We start from the raw sequence: 19,104 nt of genomic DNA, 5'->3' as shown, positions 1-19,104 counted from the left end.
CTGGCCGGCAACGTTCCCCTTCGCATTCCAGAGCCAGCCATGAGCCGCAAGCACGCTTTCCAGTTCCTCGACCTGCCCCGGACCATGCCGCAGCGCATCCCGGTCGAACTGCGCACCTCCGGCGACTGGGGTGAGCTGTACGGCAAGTTCGGCAAGGAAGACGCCCAGTACCAGGCCGGCCGCTGCCTGGATTGCGGCAACCCGTACTGCAGCTGGAAGTGCCCCGTGCACAACGCCATCCCGCAGTGGCTGCAGCTGGTGCAGGAAAACCGCATCCACGAAGCGGCCACGCTGTGCCACAGCACCAACCCGCTGCCGGAAGTGTGCGGCCGCGTCTGCCCGCAGGACCGCCTGTGCGAAGGCAGCTGCACGCTGGAGGAATTCGGCGCGGTGACCATCGGTGCGGTGGAGAAGTACATCGTCGATACCGCCCTGGCCAGCGGCTGGCGCCCGGACCTGGGCGCGGTGCAGCCCACCGGCCAGAGCGTGGCGGTAATCGGCGCCGGCCCGGCCGGCCTGGCCTGTGCCGACCGCCTGGCGCGTGCCGGCATCACCGCCGTGGTCTATGACCGCTACGAACAGATCGGCGGCCTGCTGCAGTTCGGCATCCCCAGCTTCAAGCTGGACAAGGACGTGATCCACCGCCGCCGCGAGGTGCTGGAGGGCATGGGCGTGCAGTTCCGCCTGGGCGTGGAGATCGGCCGCGATGTCAGCGTGCAGCAGCTGCTGGACAGCCACGATGCGGTGTTCGTCGGCACCGGCGCCTACCGCTACACCGATGGCGGGCTGGACGGGCAGGACCTGAAGGGCGTGCTGCCGGCCCTGCCGTTCCTGGTGCAGAACAGCCGCATCGTCAGCGGCGATGATCCGAAGGGCCGGCCGATTGCCGGCTGGGAAGACACCATCGCCCTGCCCGATCTCAACGGCAAGCGCGTGGTGGTGCTCGGCGGCGGCGACACCGGCATGGACTGCGTGCGCAGCGCCGTGCGCCTGGGCGCGGCCAAGGTGACCTGCGCCTACCGCCGCGACGAGGCCAACATGCCCGGCAGCGCGCGCGAGGTGGCCAACGCGCGCGAGGAGGGCGTGCGTTTCCTGTTCAACCGCCAGCCGCTGTCGATCGAAGCCGGTGCCGATGACGAAGTGATCGGGGTGACCGTGGTCGAGACCCGCCTGGGCGAACCCGATGCCAACGGCCGCCAGAACGCGGTGCCGATCGAAGGCAGCGAATCGCTGCTGGAAGCGGACGTGGTGATCATTGCGTTCGGCTTCTCGCCGACGCTGCCGGCGTGGCTGACCGAACACGGCGTGGAAGGCCAGTCCAACGGCCGCATCGTGGCCGGTGGCAAGGACCGGCTGCCGTACCAGACCGCCCACCCGCGCCTGTTCGCCGGTGGCGACGCGGTGCGCGGCGCGGATCTGGTGGTGACTGCCGTCGCCGAGGGCCGCGACGCCGCGGCCAGCATCGTGCGTCTACTGGCGCACTGATCCGGCCGTCGCCGCCGCCTGTGCGGCCCGTGGCGCCGACGCTGGAGGGGCGTCGCACGCGGGCAGGTACAGGTCGAGGCTGACAGTGGTGCCCCCGCCGGGAATGCTGTGCAGCTGCAGTTCGCCGCCCAGTGCGGCGGCCAGCTCGCGGCAGATGGCCAGGCCCAGGCCGCTGCCACCGAAGCGGCGCGGGGTGGACGCTTCGGCCTGGGTGTAGGGCGCAAACACCGCCTGCTGCCGCGCCGGGCTGATGCCCACGCCGGTGTCGGCCACCTGCACGCGCAGGTGCTGGCCGGCGGCGGCCTGGCGCAGCACCTGCAGGCGCAGCTCCACCCCGCCGTGCGCGGTGAACTTGAGCGCATTGCCGGCCAGGTTGAACAGGATCTGCTGCAGGCGCAGGCCATCGACCCTCGAGCGGGCCTGCAGCGCCGGATCCAGCACGCAGCGCAGCTGCAGGCCCTTGCCTGCGGCCAGCGGTGCCAGCAGGCGCTGCACGCCCCGCAGCAGCGCGGCCAGGTCGGTCGGCACGGCCTGCGGAGGCCGGCCGCCCAGCGGCTGCCGCGCGCTGTCCAGCACCTCGTCGAGGATCTGCCGGAGCATCACGGCGGCCTCCTCGAGGCTGGCCAGCAGGTGGCGCTGCCGCGGGTCCAGCCGTGTACCGGCCAGGCCATCGAGCATGCCCACCAGGGTGTTCATCGGCGCGCCGATCTCCTGGCGCATGGCCGCCAGGAAGTGGGCCTTGGCCACGACCGCCTGCTCGGCCTCGCAGCGGGCCTCGTCCAGGGCACTCGCATGCCGCTGTGCTTCGGTCACGTCCATCCAGTAGCCACGCCATTCGACCGCGTGGCTGTCGCCGTCGCCACGGGGCAGCGGTCGCCCGTGCGAGCGCACCCAGCGCCAGCCCATCCGCCCCTGGCTGCGGAAGGTGACGTCGATCGGCCCGCGCACCCGTGCCGCGGCCTCGACATGGGCCATCACCGATGCGCGGTCGTCCGGGTGCACGGCCGCCAGCAGGCGTGCGTGCTCGAAGCGTGCGCTGTCCACGTCGATGCCGAACAGGGCGTGCACGTCACCCGAAAGGTAGGGCACGCTGTAATCGCCACTGCCGCTGCGCCGCACCCGATAGACCACCGCCGGCAGGCCAGCGCTGAGTATCTGCAGGCGCTGCTGCAGTGCGTGGCGGCGCTGCACTTCGCGACGCAGCCGCCAGCGTCCGAGGGCATGCAGCAGGCCCAGCCCGAGCAGGGCCAGCAACGCGGCGGCCAACCCGCGCGACCACGGCTGTGGCTGGCTGGCGGCGACCGGCAGGGCCACCAGCAGGACCAGCAGCACGCCGCCACAACGCCAGCGGCGGTGCGCAGTGGCGGCATCAGGACAACCAGCGACACTCACGATGAACTCCTCACGCCGCAGGCCGGACACGCGGCCGCACGACGCGGCAGCCACCTGCCACGCTAGCGGCACGGCGCGCAGCAACAATGAGGAAAATTGCAAAACGCTCCAGTAGTACTGATAGCGACATACACTGCCGCCTCTACCACTGAGGGAGCCCGCGATGCGCATCGGCCTGGCCGCCAACCGCCTGCACCACCATGACGCGCGCGCTGCGCTGTTCCGCTGGCTGCGTGCCAGCGAGCCGGGCCTGCGCGAGCTGGGCGTGTCCCTGCATGCGGTCGGGCGCACCCACGACGCCATCGAGCGCAACGGCTTCCTGGCCGGTTATGCAGGCCTGCAGCGCTATCCCTACGGGCGCCAGGGTGGCCTGATGAAGCTGGTGGCCGAAGTGGTCGGCATGGGCCCGGAGCGGACCCTCGATGGCGCGATCTACTTCATCGATCCGGTCGATCCTTCGTCGGTGTTTCCCGAAGCGACCGCGCTCAAGCGGCAGTGCGTGATCCACGGCAAGCCGTTCATTTCGACGGTAGCCACCGCGCGCGACTGGATCGAGAACGAACGCATCCACGCCGGGCTGGCGGCCGATACCGGCGCCGATGACCTGCACGCGTTCGAGGGGCAGACCCTGGCGCTGATCGCCCACGATGCGATGAAGCCGGCGATGCTGGCCTTCGCCGACGAGCACTTCGATGTGCTGGCGCGCTTCGGCGAGCGCGTGGCGACCGGCACCACCGGCCAGCGCCTGAACGAACTGGCCTGGAGCCGGGGTTGGCCCAGCGATACACCGTGGGTGACGCGCTACCAGAGCGGCCCGATGGGCGGTGATGCGCAGATTGCCGACCGGGTGCTGGAGGGGCGTTGCCAGCGCGCGATCTTCTTCGAGGATCCGCACGTGGCGCGCCAGCACGAGGCTGACATCCAGCTGCTGGAGCGGGCGGTGACGACGGTGACCGACCAGGCGGTGTGCATCACGGCGCCGCGGGTGGCGGCATGCTGGGCGACGGCGGCGGCGCTGCGCGCGGCCCGGTCATGATTGCGGCCAACGGCAGGTAGAGTCGACTGTTAGTCGACTGGCGTCGTGGCTTGGCCGGGCGGGGTGCGCTGCGCACGCTTCTGTAGAGCCGAGCCCATGCTCGGCTGCCGTTGAATGCAGCCGAGCATGGGCGCAGTTACAGCAGTTGCCGGAGCATGGCCTTCAGGCGTCGGCCTTCCAGCTGGAAGTAATCGCGCTGTTCGCGCCAGGCGGGGAAACGTTGTTCCACTTCGTACCAGAACGCGGGCGAGTGGTTGGGCTGGATCAGGTGGCAGAGTTCGTGCACCAGCACGTATTCGAAGGCGTCCGGGCGGCCCAGCACCAGGGCCAGGTCCAGCGCCATGCTGCCGTCCGGGGCCAGCGAGCCCCATTGCGAGGACATCACCTTCAGCCGCACGCGGCTGGGTGCGCGTGGCAGGCCGGGCAGGTACTTCGGCAGCCAGCGGCCGACGTCGGCGCGGGTCTGCGCCTCGTAGAACTCGCGCAGCAGGCGGCGCAGGGTGGCATCGCCGGCCCGGGTCGGCCATTGCACGCAGGCGCCGTTGCCGTCGATCTCCAGCCGCGCGAAGCGGCCTTCCTGCCAGCGCACCGGCAGCAGTTCACCGCGCAGCGGCAGCATGCCGTCCTCGCCAGGTTGCAGCGGCGCCGGCAGGCCGTTGTCCTGGTAGACGCGCAGCTGCTGCGCCAGCCAGTCGCGGTGCTGTTCGAGGAAACGCTCGCCCATCACCAGGCTCGCCCGCGGCGGCAGGGTCAGGCGCGCACCGCGCTCGTCCACGCTCAGCTTGATGCGGCGCGCGCGCGGATCGCGCACGCGCAGTACCTCGATCTCGGCATCATCCAGGCGCAGGCGAACGGTGTCGCGCTGCACGGTGGCGGGCGGGGTCGGGCCGATCAGGCGGCGCAGCAGGCGGCTCATGTGCCCAGCATAGCGCTGCGCGGGGCCGCTGGATGACCGGCGGCCCGCGCAGTGCCTGTTCAGTCAGCCTTGCTGAGCTTGAAGGCTTCTTCCAGCAACAGGAACAGGCGACGGATCTCGGCGCTCTGCAGGGCGAAGCGGGCGTCGAACTCGGCGCGGCGGCCGTCTTCGTCGGCATGCTCCAGCTGGTCCAGGGCACCGTCGAGGAACTTCAGCTTGCGCACGATCAGGTCGTCGCCGATGACGAAGGACAGGTTGTCCTCGAAGATCAGGGCCAGCTTGGTCACCTGCTTGCCGGCATCCAGGTGCTTGTCGATCTCGTCGCAGCGCAGTTCCTGGTGCTGGCACTTGACCACCGCGCCGCCTTCCACCGGGTCCTTCATCTCGCACTCTTCGCCCAGGCTCAGGCCGGTCGGCAGCGGCTCGCCGGCGATCCAGCCGGTCAGGATCGAGCGCGGCGCGACTTCGGCGTTCAGCGGCATGGCCGGGAAGCTGCCGAGCAGGCCACGGATGTCGGACATGAAGTACTCGCCGGTCTTGCGGCTGGAGGTGTCCACCGCGACGTAGCCGTGCTGCAGGTCGATGAAGGCATCGTTGCGCGAGGACTTCACGAAGGCGCGCGGCAGCAGTTCATGCAGCAGGTCATCCTTCATGCGCTTGCGCTCGCGGCCACCGGGGCGGCGGCCTTCCTTCTCCTCGATCTCCTCCAGCTTGCGCTCGAGCAGGTCGTTGACCACCGCCGCCGGCAGGATCTTGTCCTCGCCACCCACGGTCAGCCACAGGTGTTCGGCGATGCGGTGCGACAGCAGTTCCTTCTCCTCGCGGCCGAAGGGCGAGATGAAGCCGCGCGAATTCATTTCCAGCGCACCGACCGGCTTGAGCAGGGCGTGCGGCAGCAGGGTGTCCACTTCGGAGAAATCGGTGGTGGTCGGGAAACGGAAGAACGTCAGGTTGCGAAAGAACATGGAATTCCGGATGGCGAAGAGGAAGGGCGTCCCACCTTAAGCGGCGGGCGTCTCGGGAACTGCGTCGGCATCGGCCGGAAAACCGGCCAGCCAGGCATGGGCATCGGACACGGGTGCAGCGTCGCGACGGCCCAGCGCCATGAAGTCGAACAGGCTGGCATCGGCCAGCTGCGAGGGGTGGATCTGGCCCATGGCCCGGGCGATCTGGTCGATGCGGCCGGGATGGTCCTTTTCCCACTGCTGGAGCATCAGCCCGACCTGGCGGCGTTGCAGGTTTTCCTGGCTGCCACACAGGTTGCACGGGATGATCGGGAAATCACGGGCCCGGGCGTACGCGACGATGTCGTGCTCGCGTACGTAGGCCAGTGGGCGGATGACCACGTGGCGGCCGTCGTCGCTGCGCAGTTTCGGCGGCATGCCCGACAGCTTGGCGTGGTGGAACAGGTTCATGAAGAAGGTGGCCACCATGTCGTCGCGGTGGTGGCCCAGCGCGATCCGGGTGAAGCCGTGCTTCTCGGCGTGGTTGTACAGCGCACCGCGGCGCAGGCGCGAGCACAGCGAACACATCGTGCGGCCTTCCGGGATGACCCGGCTGACCACCGAATAGGTGTCCTGCTCGATGATCTGGTACGGCACGCCCAGGCTGGCCAGGTACTGCGGCAGCACGTGTTCGGGGAAACCGGGCTGCTTCTGGTCCAGGTTCACCGCCACCAGCTCGAACGGCACCGGCGCCTTCTTCTGCAGCTGCAGCAGCAGGTCCAGCAGGGTGTAGCTGTCCTTGCCGCCGGACAGGCAGACCATGACCTTGTCACCGGCCTCGATCATGCCGAAGTCGGCAATGGCCTGGCCGACCTGGCGGCGCAGGCGCTTTGCCAGCCGGTGCTCCGCGCCCACGTCCCGGCGCGGTGCGACAGTCGCACGCGGCAGGGGATCGGGCAGGGAAATCACGGCGCTCATGGGCTCCATTCTACCGGCTTGGGGCCGGCGCCGGCCGCGGCGCGGGGCCGCCCTCTCCCGATGGTCATCGGCGCTGTGTATGCTCGGAGGCTGTGGATACCTACAGCCCCGCCGAGATCGTCGAACGCCTCGTCGCCCTGCGCGCCGAACACCGCGTGCTGGATGAACAGATCACCCGGATGGCCGCCAATGGCGAGGACGAGCTGGAGTCGAAACGGCTGAAGCGGCGCAAGCTGCAGTTGAAGGACTGCATCGCCAAGCTGGAAAGCCTGCAGATTCCCGACGAGCCGGCGTAGGCCCCATCCACGCATGGCGTGGATCTACCCGTTCGCTACCACGTCGGCGTTCCACGCCGGTTCGCCGTCGACGCTCAGCGCGCAGCGGCGCACGGGCCCGTCCACGCGGCAGTGCAGGCGCAGCGGGTGGCCGTACCAGTCGCCCTGCAGGCCCGCGCCGGCGGCCGCGTCTTCATCGCCGGCAATGCGCTCGGCACCGGCCAGCCACAGGGTGTAGCGCGGCACAGCGCCGTCGCCGGCGTCCACGCACAGGCGCACCGGTGCATCGGCCAACCGCCCCGGCAGGGTGTCCTCCACGCAGGCCGGCGCCGCCTGGGCAGTGCCGGTGGCGAGCAGCAGGGCCGGCAGCAGCCACGCGGGGCTGATCCACCGGCCGGCGCGGTTCATGGCTGCGGCGTCGGTTCTTCCGGGCGCGCCGCTTCCGGGCTGACGCGCTCGATGGTGTGGCGCAGTTCGCGGCCGAGGATGAACTTGGCATCCTTGGCCCAGCTGTCCAGGCGGTCGTCGAACAGCAGCTTGCTGTTCTCGTCCGGCCACACCAGGCGCAGCTCGCGCAGCTTCTGGATGAAGCCACGGAACAGCGACTTGTCGAAGAACTCCGGCGCGGCCGGCGCGTACAGCAGGCTCAGGCGCTGCGCGGCCTGCTGGCACAGGCTTTCCAGCTCGGCGGTGCCCAGCGTGCCCGGGCCGTTCTTCACCAGCACCGAAATGGCGATGTAGTAACGCTCGAACGCCTGCTGCAGCGAATGGCCGATGGCACGCAGGCGGAACACCTCGTCGGTCTGCCCGGTGTTGCGGGTCAGCATGCCGCCGTCATCGTCGTTGACCTGCTGCAGCAGGCCCTCGCGGATGAACACGTCGATGGTCTGCTCGATGCGCTGGGCGAACTCGTCCTCGTTCCACGGCAGGAACAGCTCGGCCTGCAGGAACGGGTACACGGTGCGGCCCAGGCGGACCAGGCCGGTGCGGCTCATGCGGCGGTTGTTCTGGAAGCAGCAGGCCACCCACGACGAGGCGGTGAACAGGTGCACCACGTTGTTGCGGAAGTAGCTGAGCAGCACCGCGGTATCGCCGCTGACGCTGAGCACGTCGCCCAGCGGGTGCTTGATGCGGGTGAGGACGTTGATTTCCTCGGCGTGGGCGATGATGCGCTCCGGCGAGTGCGGGGTCACCGTCACCCGGCCCGAATACGGCATCTCTTCCAGCAGCGTCTTGCACAGCTCGATCTGCGCGATCAGGTCGGCCTCGCCCATCGCGTGCTTGGGCGTGGACAGCAGCGCCAGCGCCAGCAGGTTGATCGGGTTGACGTCGGCGGCACCGTTGATGCGCACCTGGATGCGGTCGGCCAGGGTGTCCACGGTGGTCGACAGCCACGACGGCTTCTCGTCCTCCGGCACCGCCTCGCCGTTCCACTCCGGCGCCTTCTCGGCCAGCACGTCGTTCAGCGCGATCGGTTCGCCGAAGTTCACCACCACCTGGCCGTAGTTCTGCTTGAGCACCTTGGGGATGCCCCACAGCAGCGACCAGATCGACTCCTTCTCCTTCGGCCGCCCGGACAGCTCGTCCAGGTAGCTGCCGCCTTCCATCAGCTTCTCGTAGCCGATGTAGATGGGCTGGAACAGCACCGGCTTGCGCGGCTGGCGCAGGAACGCGCGCAGGGTCATCGAGATCATGCCGCCCTTGGGCTGCAGCAGGCGCCCGGTGCGCGAGCGGCCACCCTCGACGAAGTACTCGATGGAATAGCCGCCGGCCACCAGCTGCGCGACGTATTCGCTGAGCACGGCCGAGTACAGCGCGTTGCCGCGGATCGAGCGGCGGATGAAGAACGCACCGCCCTTGCGCAGCAGGGTGCCGACCACCGGCAGGTTCAGGTTGATGCCGGCCACGATGTGCGGCGGCACGATGCCACGGTCGTACAGCAGGTAGGACAGCAGCAGGTAGTCCATGTGGCTGCGGTGGCTGGGCACGTACACCACTTCGTGGCCCGGCGCGGCGGCCTTGAACTTGTCCAGGTGGTGCACCAGCACGCCGGCGTAGATGCGGTTCCACACGTGGCTGAGCATGAAGCTGGCCGAACGCACCACCGGGCTGGAGTAGTCCGCGGCGATTTCCCAGGCGTAGGCGTGCGCCTTCTTCCAGGCATCGGCCGGCTTGGAGTTGTCGCGCTTGGCCTGGGCGGCAATCGCCTCGCGCACCGGTTCGGCGGCCAGCACCTGGTCCACCAGCAGGCGGCGGGTGGACAGGTCGGGGCCGATGACCGACTCGCGGATGCGGCGGAAATGGGTACGCAGCACGCGCTGCAGCTTGCGCACGGTGCGCTCGGGCTCCAGGCCCTCGTCCACGGTGCTGCGCAGCGAGATCGGCGGGGCGAAGCGCACGATGGTGCTGCGCCCGTTCAGCAGCAGGCCCAGCAGGCGGCGGAAGCGGCCGACCAGCGCCCAGTTTTCCGAGAACAGCACGGCGAACCAGCCGCTCTGCTTGTCCGGCGCGCGGCCGACGAAGATCGACACCGGCACCAGGTGCACGTCCAGGTCATCGCGCACGCGGTGCGCCTGCAGGACCTTGGCCAACGAATCGGAGTGGGTCTTGGCGCCGCGCTGCTCGGGGATGAGCGAGTTGCTGGAACTGCGCCGCGACAGGGCCAGGTAGGCGCGCTTGCGGCCGGTCGGGTCGCCGGCCAGCGGCACCAGCGGCGAGGGCAGGCCGGCCTGGCGGCAGGCCTTGTCCAGGATCAGCGCGTTGGACAGGCCGTAGTCTTCCAGCACGTAGACCACCGGGCGGCCATCGTTGTACTGGCCCGGGTCTTCCGGCTCGATCTTCAGGGCCAGCCACGGCTCGACCAGGCGGCCCAGCAGGCGCGCCCAAAGGGGGCGCCGGCCAGCGGGACGGGCGTGCGCGGGCGGCGGCACCGGGTTGGGGCCGGTGCCGGTCGAGGGAGACGCCGCGGCCGGATCGGCGGGCGTCTGCTGGGGTTCTTCGCCGGGGAACGGCAGCGGGTTCTGTTTCGACATCGGCGCCATTATGGCTTAGGCGGCGTGGTTGCCGCTTCCCCGCTGGCGGCGGGGGCCTGCGCAGGCGCCGGCGCGGCCGCCGCGCGGGCCGCATCGGCCTTGCGCAGCAGGGCATCGGTATCGGCCAGGGTGCGGGTCAGGTACCAGTGGCCTTCACGCCGGCTCAGCGGCAGCTGCAGCTGCAGGGTGCGCCCGGCCAGCTCGTACTCCATGCGCACCAGGGCGTTGTCGCCTTCCACCGAAAGCAGCTCCCCGCGCAGGCTGCGCAGGGCGTCGTCCACGCCCAGCCCGTAGCTGGCCAGGACCGCCTTGACCGTGTGCAGGAACGGCGCCAGCTGCTGCAGGCTGCCTTCCATGCCGGCTGCACGCAGGCCGTCTTCATCGTCGAAGCCCACCTTGGCGGCGGCCTCGACCAGCGCGGCGATGCTGCTGCGGGCGCGGGCCCGGTCGCTGATCGGCGCGCCCTGCGCCCAGCCGGCCAGGGTTTCCACCAGGGCGATGTAGTGCGTCTGCTGGCTGGGGGTGTAGCCCTTCTGGTGGCGCAGGTACTGCACGCCGAAGTTGCCCATCGACTGCGCCGCCTGGCGCACCGCGCTGGCCTGGCCGGCCAGCTGGCGGTCGAAACTGCGCTGCAGCTGGGTGGCGGCCTGCGGCTCGCGCAGCGCGGCCAGCATCGGCAGCATCTGGTCGCCCAGAGGCAGCTCGCCCAGCGGCCACTGGCTGTGGCCGTCGGCCCAGGCCTGCTGCAGGCGCTGGTACTGGCCCGGCGGCACCGACAGGCGCGCGTACCCGACCAGATCATCCTCGACCAGGCGCTGGGCCATGGCCTGCACCGCCGCCACCGGCTCGGCCGCCGGCTTGGCCGGGTCGCTGCCGGATTGGCGGCACGCGGCCATCGCCAGAAGCACCATGGCTGCCAGCCCCCATCCACGCGCAGACCTTCGTCGCACTGCCACGCTCATGCAATCGGACTCCCCGTACCGGCCCGCATCTTGCGGCCTGCAAGGTGACAGCGGCAAGCCGTGCGATCACGGTTTGCGTTCTGCGGCGATAAAAAAAGAGCCCGGATCACGGGGATCGCAGGCTCTTCAAACCGGCGCGGGGCCGGTGGACAGTTGTGGCACATCTCCGGCCCAGGGGCCGGATGGCGGCGATGCTACGCCGCCGCCGAAGTTAAGGCAATACGTCATGTAACATGACTTAAATAATTGATTTTATTGAATCAATCCTTCTGCCAGACCGATTCAATGAAATCTACGGCATGTTTTTCGGCGATTCGGGCATAAACGCCGGGGTAACCGGCCTGGGCACAGCCCTCGCCCCAGCTGACGACGCCGAACTGCGTCCAGCCCTCGCGCAGCTTGAGCATCAGCGGGCCGCCGGAATCACCCTGGCAGCTGTCCATGCCTTCGCGCCCGGCGCAGATGACCTTCCCACGCTGCAGTTCGCCGGCATAGGCCTGCTGGCACTCGGCAAACGGCACGAACGGTACCTGCACCGTCTGCAGCTGGGTGGGATAGACCCGGCCATCGCCGATGTCGGTGTCGCCCCAGCCAATGACGGTGAAGTCGCGGCCGGGCTTGAGGTAGCTGGCATCCGGGCGCAGGCGCAGGGTCACCGGCTGGGCATCGGCCAGCGGCGCATCAAGCTGGATGAGGGCCACGTCGTGCTCCAGCGAGTTGCCGCTGTTGAAGGCCGGATGCACATGGATGGCCTTGACGTTGGAGGCGCGCGGCGCGGCGTCGGTGGACAGCGCGGTGACGTTGCCGGCCACCGCGATTCCGGCGGGCGCCTCACCCTGCATGCAGTGCGCGGCGGTCAGCACCCACGACGGCGAAATGAGGGTGCCGCCGCAGAAGTGGCGGTCATGGTCGGTGTCACCGTCGAAAACGCCCTGGATGCTGACCATGAACGGGTACTGCCCCGGCTGGGCGTCCTCGCCGCCGATGATGCGCGGCGTTTCGCGGGGCTCGGGTGCGGCGAAGGCGGGCGCCGCGCTGACAGCCAGCAACAGGCCGGCAAGAGCTGCAGAGGTGCTGCGATACATATCCGTGTACTCCCTCTCTGATGGTTGGAACCCGCGCAGCCGTGGGCGGCGCCGGTGCATCGATTGGGAGGGAGCGGGGTTCGGATCCAGTGCGACCGTGCGCACGGTTTTTCGCTGCGGGGTCGACAGCGACAGCGCTGGGCCCACAAATGCGAACGCCATCCCGCACGGGGCGGGATGGCGTTCGGTATTGCGGTGTGACCGGCAGCGCCGGCAGGCTCAGCGTGCAGCCAGAGCCGACGCGATTTCCTGCTGGATCGCCCGCGCGGCCGCCTGCGGATCGGCCGCCAGGCGGATCGGGCGGCCGACCACGATGGCATCGGCGCCATCGGCAAAGGCCTGGGCCACGCCGACGGTGCGCTTCTGGTCATCGCCGACCGGGCCACCCGGACGGATGCCCGGGCAGACGATCGAGAACCCGGCGCCGGTGGCGGCGCGGATCGGGCCGGCTTCCTGGCCCGACGCAATCACGCCGTCGATGCCGGCGGCCTGGGCGGCCAGCGCGCGCTCGACCACCACGTCCACCGGCTCGCGGTCGATGCCCATCTGCGCCAGGTCCGGGCGCCCCATCGAGGTCAGCACGGTCACCGCCAGCAGGCGCATGTCGCTGCTGTTGGCGGCCGCGCAGGCCTCCATCATCGCCGGGTGCCAGCCGTGGATGGTGGCGTAGCTGACCGGCCACTGCGACAGGCGCTTGATCACCGCCGCGGCGGTGGCCGGGATGTCGAAGAACTTCAGGTCGACGAACACACGTTTATCGCGGCGCGCCAGCTCTTCCAGCACCTGGAAATACTCGCCGGAGGCGAGCAGTTCCATGCCGATCTTGTAGAACGCCACGCTGTCGCCCAGGCGATCGACCCACTCCAGCGCCTGCACGCGGTCAGGCACGTCCAGGGCGAAGATCAGCCGTTCGTCATCGCGCAGCGGCAGCGGTGCGCGGCTCACGGTGCGTAGTCCAGCGCCGCACGCTTGGCGTCGTGGCGGGCCTGGCGCGACTGGGTGTAGTCGTTGTTGAACTGGGCCGGCTCGAAACCGCCGTAGGTCGGGTTCGGCAGCATCCACCAGCGCTCGCCGAACCAGTCGTGGTACTGCTGCAGCAGCGCGTCGCGGCCTTCGTTGGTGTTGGCGGTCACTTCCACGAAGTCACCCATCTGGTCGCCGAACTGCATCAGCACGCGGTACTGCTGGCCGGCCAGGCGGCGGCGGCAGTTCTTCTCGCTGCCGTTCTGCTCGCAGTCCTTGACCACGGTGCCCAGGCCCAGGAACACGCTGTCATCGGCCACCGGCAGGCCCTGCTCGCGCAGGTTGGCCAGGGTCGCGTCCTTCAGGTGCACGGCGCGGTTGGAGATGTACAGCAGGGTCACGCCCTTGGCGTTGGCGGCCTTGGCGAAATCAACCACGCCGGGGATGGCCTTGGCCTTCTTCTCGGCCACCCACTGGTCCCAGGTCAGCTCGTCGTATTCCTTGCCGTCGCGCACCAGGCGCGCCTGGTAGGGCGAGTTGTCCAGCACGGTTTCATCCACGTCCAGCACCACGGCCGGCTTCAGGCCCTTGGCCGCGTTGCCGCGTTCTTCCGGCACCAGCGCATCCCAGTGGGCTTCCTTCAGCGCGGCGTCCAGGTGGTCGGCGGCGGCGCGGTAGGTCTGTTCGGTGATCGCCTTGTACTCCTGCGCACGCTGCATCCACAGCACGGCATTGAGGTTGTCATTGGCGGTCGCATCAAGCGCACCGTCAGCCTTGGCGGCCGCGGCCGGGGCATCGGGGGCGGGGGTCTCGGCGGCAGGCGCATCCACGCGCTTGCAGGCAGACAGGCCGATCGCCGCAGTGGCGAGCAGGGTCAGGGACAGGGAAACGGGACGACGCATCAGGATTCACCGGCAATCAGATATACCCGGCCATTTTACCGGCAAAGATGACCGTGGCACGGCTATGCTTCGGGGTTGACCCGTTGCCTTGCGGAGGCCGCCATGACCGATCCCGTCCAGACCCCCGACGTCCCCCTGCTCGACGCCGTCCAGGCCCGCCTGCTGGGCTGCCTGGTGGAGAAGGAGGCAACCACCCCGGACACCTACCCGCTGACGGTCAACGCCGCGCAGTCGGCGGCCAACCAGAAGACCGCCCGCGAGCCGGTGATGAACGTCGATGCCGGCAGCGTGCAGCACGCCCTGCGCCAGCTGGAGACACTGGGCCTGGCGCGCCAGCACTTCTCCTCGCGCGCCGACCGCTACGAGCACCGCCTGCAGGCCGCGCTGGACCTGACCCGGCAGCAGACCGTGCTGCTGGCGATGCTGCTGCTGCGCGGGCCGCAGACCCTGGGCGAACTGGTCACGCGCAGCGAGCGCCTGTACCGCTTCGCCGACGTGGACGAAGCCCGCCACGCCATCGAGCGCCTGCAGCAGCGCGCCCTGCTGGTGGTGCTGCCACGCGCCAGCGGCCAGCGCGAGGACCGCTACATGCACCTGCTGTGCGGTGAAGTGGACGGTGCAGCCCTGGCAGCGAAGTACGCCAGCAGCGGCGGTGGCAGCAGCGAAGCGGCCGACCCCGGCCTGGCCGAGCGCGTGGCCCAGCTGGAAGCAGCGGTGGCCGAACTGCAGGCGCAGCTGGCGGAACTGCGCGGCGGTTGAGGGGGGGGGTGCCGACCGTTGGTCGGCACTGCAATTGAATCGTGCCGACCAACGGTCGGCACCCACCACAATCAAACCTCGGCCGCGCCTGGCGTGGCGTACAGCCGGCTGGGGCTGTCCACGCCCGGCAGCTGGATCACCCCGCGTTCCTGCATGCCCAGCCCCAGCAGGATCCGCCCGGAGGCCACGTTGTCCAGGTCGGTGATGCCGTACAGGTCTTCGATGCCCAGCTCGGCACGCGCGTGCGCCACGACCGCCCGCGCCGCCTCGCTGGCGTAGCCCTGCCCCGCGAATTCCGACAGCACCGCATAGCCGATGTCCGGCCCCGGCAGGCCATCACGCCGCACCAGGCCGGCATTGCCCAGCCACGCGCCGTCGGCCAGGCGCTCGATCGCGTACATGCCGAACCCGTTCAACGCATAGCTGTGCAGCACCCGCAGCGCGATGTACTCCCGCGCCTGTTCCTCGCTGTGCACGTTGCGGTCGCCGATGAAGCGCACAAAGCCCGGATCATTGAGCAGCGCCAGCATCGGCAGCGCATCCCGATCCGGCTCGACGCGGCGCAGCCGCAGGCGTTCGCTTTCGATGGGATGCATGCACAGGCCTCCAGCCGAAACCCCGATTCTGCCTCAACGCCCGGCGGTTGTTTTTGATTTTCTCTGCATTGCCGTGGCAGGACGCGCCCGGAATCTGTCAGAGGCCGGTCGGGGTGGGTTCGCGGGGGTATCCGCGCCATGGATGGCGCGGCTAAGCCCCCAGGGACGGGTTCACGGCGTCCCCCGCGAACCCACCCCGACCGGCCACACCGCGCAACCAACGCGCGCTCCACCACGGAGGGGCGGCGCCGTTGGAGCGCCTTAGTCGAACAGCGCCTCGATCGCCGCCAACCCCGCCGTCGCGCGCTCCTTCTTCCGCGCCGCATCCGCCACCGGGTCCGCGCCATCGCGCTGGATCTCCTCGGCCGGAATCTCCTCGAAGAACCGGCTCGGCTTCAACCGCACGTGCTCGCCGAACTTGCGCGTCAGCTTGCTGTAGCTCATCCACAGCTGGATCTTGGCGCGGGTGATGCCCACGTACAGCAGGCGCCGCTCTTCCTGCAGGTTGCCTTCGTCCAGGCTGATCTGGTGCGGCAGCACGCCGTCCTCGCAGCCAACGATGAAGACATACGGGAATTCCAGGCCCTTGGACGCATGCATGGTCATCATGCGCACCTGGTTGCCGCCCTCGTCCTTGTCGCTGCGCGAGAGCAGCGCCAGCTGGCCGGCAAGGTCGGCGGCGGTCGCGCCGCGCGGGCCGCCCTCGAACCACTGCGCCAGTTCCTCGATGTTGTTGGCACGGCGCTGGTAGCTGGCCTCTTCCTTGGCCTGCTGGCGCAGCTCGCTCAGCAGCCCCGACTCCTTGGCCACCTTGCGGATCATGTCGCCGGAGGTGATCTGCCGGGTCTGCGCGCGCAGGTCGCGCAGGATGTCGGTGAAGCGCGCCAGGCTGTTGGCCGCACGCGGCGGCAGCTGCTGCAGTGCGCCGATCGACTCGGCGGCATGCGCCATCGGGATGTCTTTTTCCTGCGCCAGCTCGGCCAGCTTGGCCAGCGTGCCGGCGCCGACATCGCGCTTGGGCGACTGCACCGCACGCATGAACGCGGTGTCGTCGTCCGGGTTCACCAGCAGCCGCAGCCAGGCCAGCGTGTCCTTCACTTCCTGGCGTTCCAGGAACATGGTGCCGCCGGTCAGGTGGTAGGGGATGCGCAGCAGCTGCATCGCCTTTTCCAGCGGCCGCGACTGGAAGTTGCCGCGGAACAGGATGCAGAAATCACTCCACGGCACCTTGTGCGCCTGCGCCACGTAGGCGATCTCGGCGGCCACCTTCTCCGCTTCGTGTTCGCTGTTGCGGCATTCCCACACGCGGATGCGCTCGCCATCGGCCTGGTCGCTCCACAGCTTCTTCAGGTGTTCGTGCGGGTTGTTGGCAATGAGCGCGTTGGCCGCGCGCAGCACGCGGTTGGAGCAGCGGTAGTTCTGCTCCAGCTTGATGATTTCCAGCGCCGGATAATCGCGCCCCATCTGCTGCAGGTTTTCCGGGTTGGCACCGCGCCAGGCGTAGATCGACTGGTCGTCGTCGCCCACGCAGGTGAAGTTGCCCTTCTCGCCGGCCAGCTGCTTGAGCATGCGGTACTGCGCGTCGTTGGTGTCCTGGCATTCGTCCACCAGCAGGTAGCCGATGCGTTCGCGCCAGGCCACGGCGATGTCCGGGTTCTCTTCCAGCACCTGCACCGGCAGGCGGATCAGGTCATCGAAGTCCACCGCATTGAACGCAGTCAGGCGCAGCTGGTAGCGCTCGTAGACGCTGGCCGCTTCCTTCTCGCGGTTGCTGCGCGCGGCGGCCATCGCCTGCTCGGGCGACAGGCCGGCATTCTTCGCGCGCGACACCAGGTTCTTCATGTCCTCGATGTCGTCGGGCTTGGCGCCGGACATCAGATCCTTGATCTGCGCGGCGGCATCGTCGGCATCGAAGATCGAGAAGCCACGCTTCAGGCCCACCGCCGCGTGTTCGATCTGCAGGAACTTCAGGCCCAGGGCGTGGAAGGTGCAGATGGTCACCTCATCGGCGTCCTGCTCGCGCAGGCGCTTGGCCACGCGCTCGCGCATTTCCTTGGCCGACTTGTTGGTGAAGGTGATCGCCGCGATGCGGCGCGCGGGGTAACGCCCGCAGCCGATCAGGTGGGCGATCTTCTCGACGATCACGCGCGTCTTGCCGCTGCCGGCACCGGCGAGCACCAGCAACGGGCCTTCGATGTGCAGGACGGCGGCGGCTTGGGGAGGATTGAGACCGTGCATTGGAGGGGGATTGTAGCGGTCCCGGGTGACGGCCACAGCCGTCGGCCGGTGGGGATGCTGAACGGCTTCGGCGCGCCGGGGCAGCGGCGTACAATCGGCCGATGGCCAAGCTCTATTTCTACTATTCGGCGATGAACGCCGGCAAGACCACCACCCTGCTGCAGAGCGCGCACAACTACCGCGAGCGCGGCATGCGGGTGGCGATCCTGACCCCGCGCCTGGACGACCGCGCCGGTGCCGGCGTGGTCGCCTCGCGCATCGGCCTGCGCGCCGAGGGCATGGCCTTCGACCGCGACAGCGACCTGCAGCGCTGGGTGGCCCGGGACCTGGACGACAACGGCCCGATGGGCTGCGTGCTGGTGGACGAGGCACAGTTCCTGACCCGCGCGCAGGTCTGGCAGCTGAGCGAGGTGGTCGACCAGCTGCGCATCCCGGTGCTGTGCTACGGCCTGCGCACCGATTTCCGCGGCGAGCTGTTCGAGGGCAGCCAGTACCTGCTGGCCTGGGCCGACGAGATGCAGGAGATCAAGACGATCTGCCACAGCGGCAAGAAGGCGACGATGACCGTGCGCGTGGACGAGCACGGCCACGCCGTGCAGGACGGCCCGCAGGTCGAGATCGGTGGCAACGAACGCTATGTGTCGGTGAGCCGGGCGGAATTCAAGAAAATCACCCGCGGTGAAGGCCGGATCGACCCGGCGCAGGCGCCCCTGCCGCTGTAGGCGGGCGTGACGTCCGGCCGTTTACAAGGCCGCGGTGACCGCCCTAGGCTGGGCCAACGTCACCGTTGATCGGGAAGTCCGTCATGCGCTCCGTCCTGTTGCTGCTTCCATTGATGTTCCTGCCGGGGCTTGCCACGGCGGCCGGCCAGGCGGCTTCGCCGCAGGACGATGCGGCGCTGCTCGGTGCCGGCTTCCTGGATGGCCATCCGGACATGAAGTTCCGCCAGTGGGGAATGAATGCCCTGCAGCAGGGTGATGCCGAGGCGGCGATGGACAATTTCCGCAAGGCTGCCCGCTATGCGGACAAGCCGGCACAGGGCCTGCTCGGCGAGATGTACTGGTACGGCGTCAAGCGTGCCGCCGACCCGGTCATGGCCTACGCCTGGATGGATGTCGCCTCCGAGCGCGGCTACCCGCTGATGCTTGAACTGCGTGACAAATTCTGGGCCGCATTGCCGCTGGAAAAGCAGGCAGAGGCACGGGCGCAGGCGCTGCGGCTGCGCGATGAGTACGGTGATGCGGCGGCCCGGCCGCGCCTGGCCGCCGAACTGCAGCGCGGCAAGCGGGCGATGACCGGCAGCCGCACCGGCTCGCTGTCCAACAACGTGGACATCGTCTACATGGACGGGGGCGTGAGCCGCACCATCAAGGCCGATCGCCTGTATGACCCCACCTATTGGGATCCCGACCGCTACCAGCGCTGGCAGGACGAAAACTGGATGAAGATCCGGCGCGGCACGGTTGATGTCGGCGTGCCCACCGTCGCACCTGCACCACCGCCGGTACCTGCACCGGCAGACACCGGCGGCAAGTAACACC

General features: G+C 69.2%; 18 protein-coding genes. 6 read left to right on the top strand and 12 right to left on the bottom strand.

All coding sequences use genetic code 11. From position 1 onward, the window contains the following. The first annotated feature begins 39 nt into the window (after positions 1 to 39). The gene (locus C1927_RS00435) at positions 40 to 1,485 is read left to right on the top strand and encodes an FAD-dependent oxidoreductase (RefSeq protein WP_079224592.1); all 1,446 of its coding nucleotides are present in this window, start codon (positions 40 to 42) and stop codon (positions 1,483 to 1,485) included. Here C1927_RS00435 and C1927_RS00430 read toward each other — a convergent pair. Continuing rightward, positions 1,471 to 2,877 (bottom strand): ATP-binding protein, encoded by a 1,407-nt coding sequence (locus C1927_RS00430; RefSeq protein WP_343125696.1) that lies wholly within the window; start codon positions 2,875 to 2,877, stop codon positions 1,471 to 1,473. The genes C1927_RS00435 and C1927_RS00430 overlap by 15 nt on opposite strands. A 163-nt stretch (positions 2,878 to 3,040) precedes the next feature. On the opposite strand from C1927_RS00430, the gene C1927_RS00425 reads away from it, so the two are divergent. Next, entirely contained in the window at positions 3,041 to 3,913 is an 873-nt protein-coding gene (locus tag C1927_RS00425; RefSeq protein ID WP_108747736.1) for a methylglyoxal synthase, read from the top strand. A gap of 136 nt (positions 3,914 to 4,049) precedes the next feature. On the opposite strand, the gene C1927_RS00420 is transcribed toward C1927_RS00425, so the two are convergent. The 3 genes from C1927_RS00420 to ttcA are packed head-to-tail and all read right to left on the bottom strand — an operon-like array spanning position 4,050 to position 6,760. After that, a complete protein-coding gene (locus C1927_RS00420; protein ID WP_108745628.1) occupies positions 4,050 to 4,829 on the bottom strand; it encodes a SprT family zinc-dependent metalloprotease in 780 nt (259 codons plus the stop codon). Between the two features lie 59 nt (positions 4,830 to 4,888). Further along, positions 4,889 to 5,794, bottom strand: a complete 906-nt coding sequence (locus C1927_RS00415; RefSeq protein WP_005411825.1) for a recombination-associated protein RdgC — start codon at positions 5,792 to 5,794, stop codon at positions 4,889 to 4,891. Positions 5,795 to 5,830: 36 nt separating this feature from the next. After that, entirely contained in the window at positions 5,831 to 6,760 is a 930-nt protein-coding gene (gene ttcA / locus C1927_RS00410) for a tRNA 2-thiocytidine(32) synthetase TtcA (protein ID WP_108745627.1), read from the bottom strand. An 83-nt stretch (positions 6,761 to 6,843) separates the two neighbouring features. On the opposite strand from ttcA, the gene C1927_RS00405 reads away from it, so the two are divergent. Then, a complete protein-coding gene (locus C1927_RS00405) occupies positions 6,844 to 7,047 on the top strand; it encodes a YdcH family protein (protein ID WP_079224582.1) in 204 nt (67 codons plus the stop codon). A gap of 24 nt (positions 7,048 to 7,071) precedes the next feature. On the opposite strand, the gene C1927_RS00400 is transcribed toward C1927_RS00405, so the two are convergent. The 6 genes from C1927_RS00400 to C1927_RS00375 all read right to left on the bottom strand — a co-directional run bounded on the left by C1927_RS00400 (position 7,072) and on the right by C1927_RS00375 (position 13,970). Continuing rightward, positions 7,072 to 7,434, bottom strand: a complete 363-nt coding sequence (locus tag C1927_RS00400; protein ID WP_108745626.1) for a hypothetical protein — start codon at positions 7,432 to 7,434, stop codon at positions 7,072 to 7,074. After that, entirely contained in the window at positions 7,431 to 10,067 is a 2,637-nt protein-coding gene (gene plsB / locus C1927_RS00395; RefSeq protein WP_079224579.1) for a glycerol-3-phosphate 1-O-acyltransferase PlsB, read from the bottom strand. The genes C1927_RS00400 and plsB overlap by 4 nt, the downstream gene beginning before the upstream one ends. Continuing rightward, entirely contained in the window at positions 10,067 to 11,020 is a 954-nt protein-coding gene (locus C1927_RS00390; RefSeq protein ID WP_108745625.1) for a hypothetical protein, read from the bottom strand. The genes plsB and C1927_RS00390 overlap by 1 nt, the downstream gene beginning before the upstream one ends. Before the next feature lie 260 nt (positions 11,021 to 11,280). Then, a complete protein-coding gene (locus C1927_RS00385) occupies positions 11,281 to 12,105 on the bottom strand; it encodes a serine protease (protein WP_108745624.1) in 825 nt (274 codons plus the stop codon). Between the two features lie 219 nt (positions 12,106 to 12,324). Next, positions 12,325 to 13,050, bottom strand: coding sequence for an orotidine-5'-phosphate decarboxylase (gene pyrF / locus C1927_RS00380; protein ID WP_108745623.1), 726 nt, complete (start codon positions 13,048 to 13,050; stop codon positions 12,325 to 12,327). Beyond that, entirely contained in the window at positions 13,047 to 13,970 is a 924-nt protein-coding gene (locus C1927_RS00375) for a 5'-nucleotidase, lipoprotein e(P4) family (protein WP_079224572.1), read from the bottom strand. The genes pyrF and C1927_RS00375 overlap by 4 nt, the downstream gene beginning before the upstream one ends. 102 nt (positions 13,971 to 14,072) lie before the next feature. Here C1927_RS00375 and C1927_RS00370 point away from each other — a divergent pair, with 102 nt between their 5' ends. Beyond that, entirely contained in the window at positions 14,073 to 14,729 is a 657-nt protein-coding gene (locus C1927_RS00370) for a DUF480 domain-containing protein (protein WP_108745622.1), read from the top strand. 71 nt (positions 14,730 to 14,800) lie between these two features. On the opposite strand, the gene C1927_RS00365 is transcribed toward C1927_RS00370, so the two are convergent. Beyond that, the gene (locus C1927_RS00365; RefSeq protein ID WP_079224568.1) at positions 14,801 to 15,325 is read right to left on the bottom strand and encodes a GNAT family N-acetyltransferase; all 525 of its coding nucleotides are present in this window, start codon (positions 15,323 to 15,325) and stop codon (positions 14,801 to 14,803) included. Positions 15,326 to 15,586: 261 nt separating this feature from the next. Beyond that, entirely contained in the window at positions 15,587 to 17,563 is a 1,977-nt protein-coding gene (locus C1927_RS00360; protein ID WP_108745621.1) for a UvrD-helicase domain-containing protein, read from the bottom strand. 101 nt (positions 17,564 to 17,664) lie between these two features. Here C1927_RS00360 and C1927_RS00355 point away from each other — a divergent pair, with 101 nt between their 5' ends. Next, positions 17,665 to 18,285 (top strand): thymidine kinase, encoded by a 621-nt coding sequence (locus C1927_RS00355; protein ID WP_108745620.1) that lies wholly within the window; start codon positions 17,665 to 17,667, stop codon positions 18,283 to 18,285. A gap of 83 nt (positions 18,286 to 18,368) precedes the next feature. After that, complete coding sequence (locus C1927_RS00350) at positions 18,369 to 19,100, top strand: sel1 repeat family protein (RefSeq protein WP_108745619.1); 732 nt, start codon at positions 18,369 to 18,371, stop codon at positions 19,098 to 19,100. Positions 19,101 to 19,104: the final 4 nt, after the last annotated feature.

This window comes from Stenotrophomonas sp. ZAC14D1_NAIMI4_1 (genome assembly GCF_003086775.1).
Classification (GTDB): domain Bacteria; phylum Pseudomonadota; class Gammaproteobacteria; order Xanthomonadales; family Xanthomonadaceae; genus Stenotrophomonas.
Note: the sequence above shows the minus strand (reverse complement) of the source record. Positions and strands in the feature narration are given on the sequence as shown.

Excerpts from the sequence above, each read along its gene's own strand:
- C1927_RS00420 (WP_108745628.1), bottom strand. The coding sequence starts at position 4,829 with ATGAGCCGCCTGCTGCGCCGCCTGATCGGCCCGACCCCGCCCGCCACC.
- C1927_RS00385 (WP_108745624.1), bottom strand. The coding sequence starts at position 12,105 with ATGTATCGCAGCACCTCTGCAGCTCTTGCCGGCCTGTTGCTGGCTGTC.
- C1927_RS00400 (WP_108745626.1), bottom strand. The coding sequence starts at position 7,434 with ATGAACCGCGCCGGCCGGTGGATCAGCCCCGCGTGGCTGCTGCCGGCC.
- C1927_RS00350 (WP_108745619.1), top strand. The coding sequence starts at position 18,369 with ATGCGCTCCGTCCTGTTGCTGCTTCCATTGATGTTCCTGCCGGGGCTT.
- C1927_RS00370 (WP_108745622.1), top strand. The coding sequence starts at position 14,073 with ATGACCGATCCCGTCCAGACCCCCGACGTCCCCCTGCTCGACGCCGTC.
- C1927_RS00355 (WP_108745620.1), top strand. The coding sequence starts at position 17,665 with ATGGCCAAGCTCTATTTCTACTATTCGGCGATGAACGCCGGCAAGACC.
- C1927_RS00415 (WP_005411825.1), bottom strand. The coding sequence starts at position 5,794 with ATGTTCTTTCGCAACCTGACGTTCTTCCGTTTCCCGACCACCACCGAT.
- C1927_RS00425 (WP_108747736.1), top strand. The coding sequence starts at position 3,041 with ATGCGCATCGGCCTGGCCGCCAACCGCCTGCACCACCATGACGCGCGC.
- C1927_RS00375 (WP_079224572.1), bottom strand. The coding sequence starts at position 13,970 with ATGCGTCGTCCCGTTTCCCTGTCCCTGACCCTGCTCGCCACTGCGGCG.
- C1927_RS00365 (WP_079224568.1), bottom strand. The coding sequence starts at position 15,325 with ATGCATCCCATCGAAAGCGAACGCCTGCGGCTGCGCCGCGTCGAGCCG.
- ttcA (WP_108745627.1), bottom strand. The coding sequence starts at position 6,760 with ATGGAGCCCATGAGCGCCGTGATTTCCCTGCCCGATCCCCTGCCGCGT.
- C1927_RS00435 (WP_079224592.1), top strand. The coding sequence starts at position 40 with ATGAGCCGCAAGCACGCTTTCCAGTTCCTCGACCTGCCCCGGACCATG.
- C1927_RS00390 (WP_108745625.1), bottom strand. The coding sequence starts at position 11,020 with ATGAGCGTGGCAGTGCGACGAAGGTCTGCGCGTGGATGGGGGCTGGCA.
- plsB (WP_079224579.1), bottom strand. The coding sequence starts at position 10,067 with ATGGCGCCGATGTCGAAACAGAACCCGCTGCCGTTCCCCGGCGAAGAA.
- C1927_RS00360 (WP_108745621.1), bottom strand. The coding sequence starts at position 17,563 with ATGCACGGTCTCAATCCTCCCCAAGCCGCCGCCGTCCTGCACATCGAA.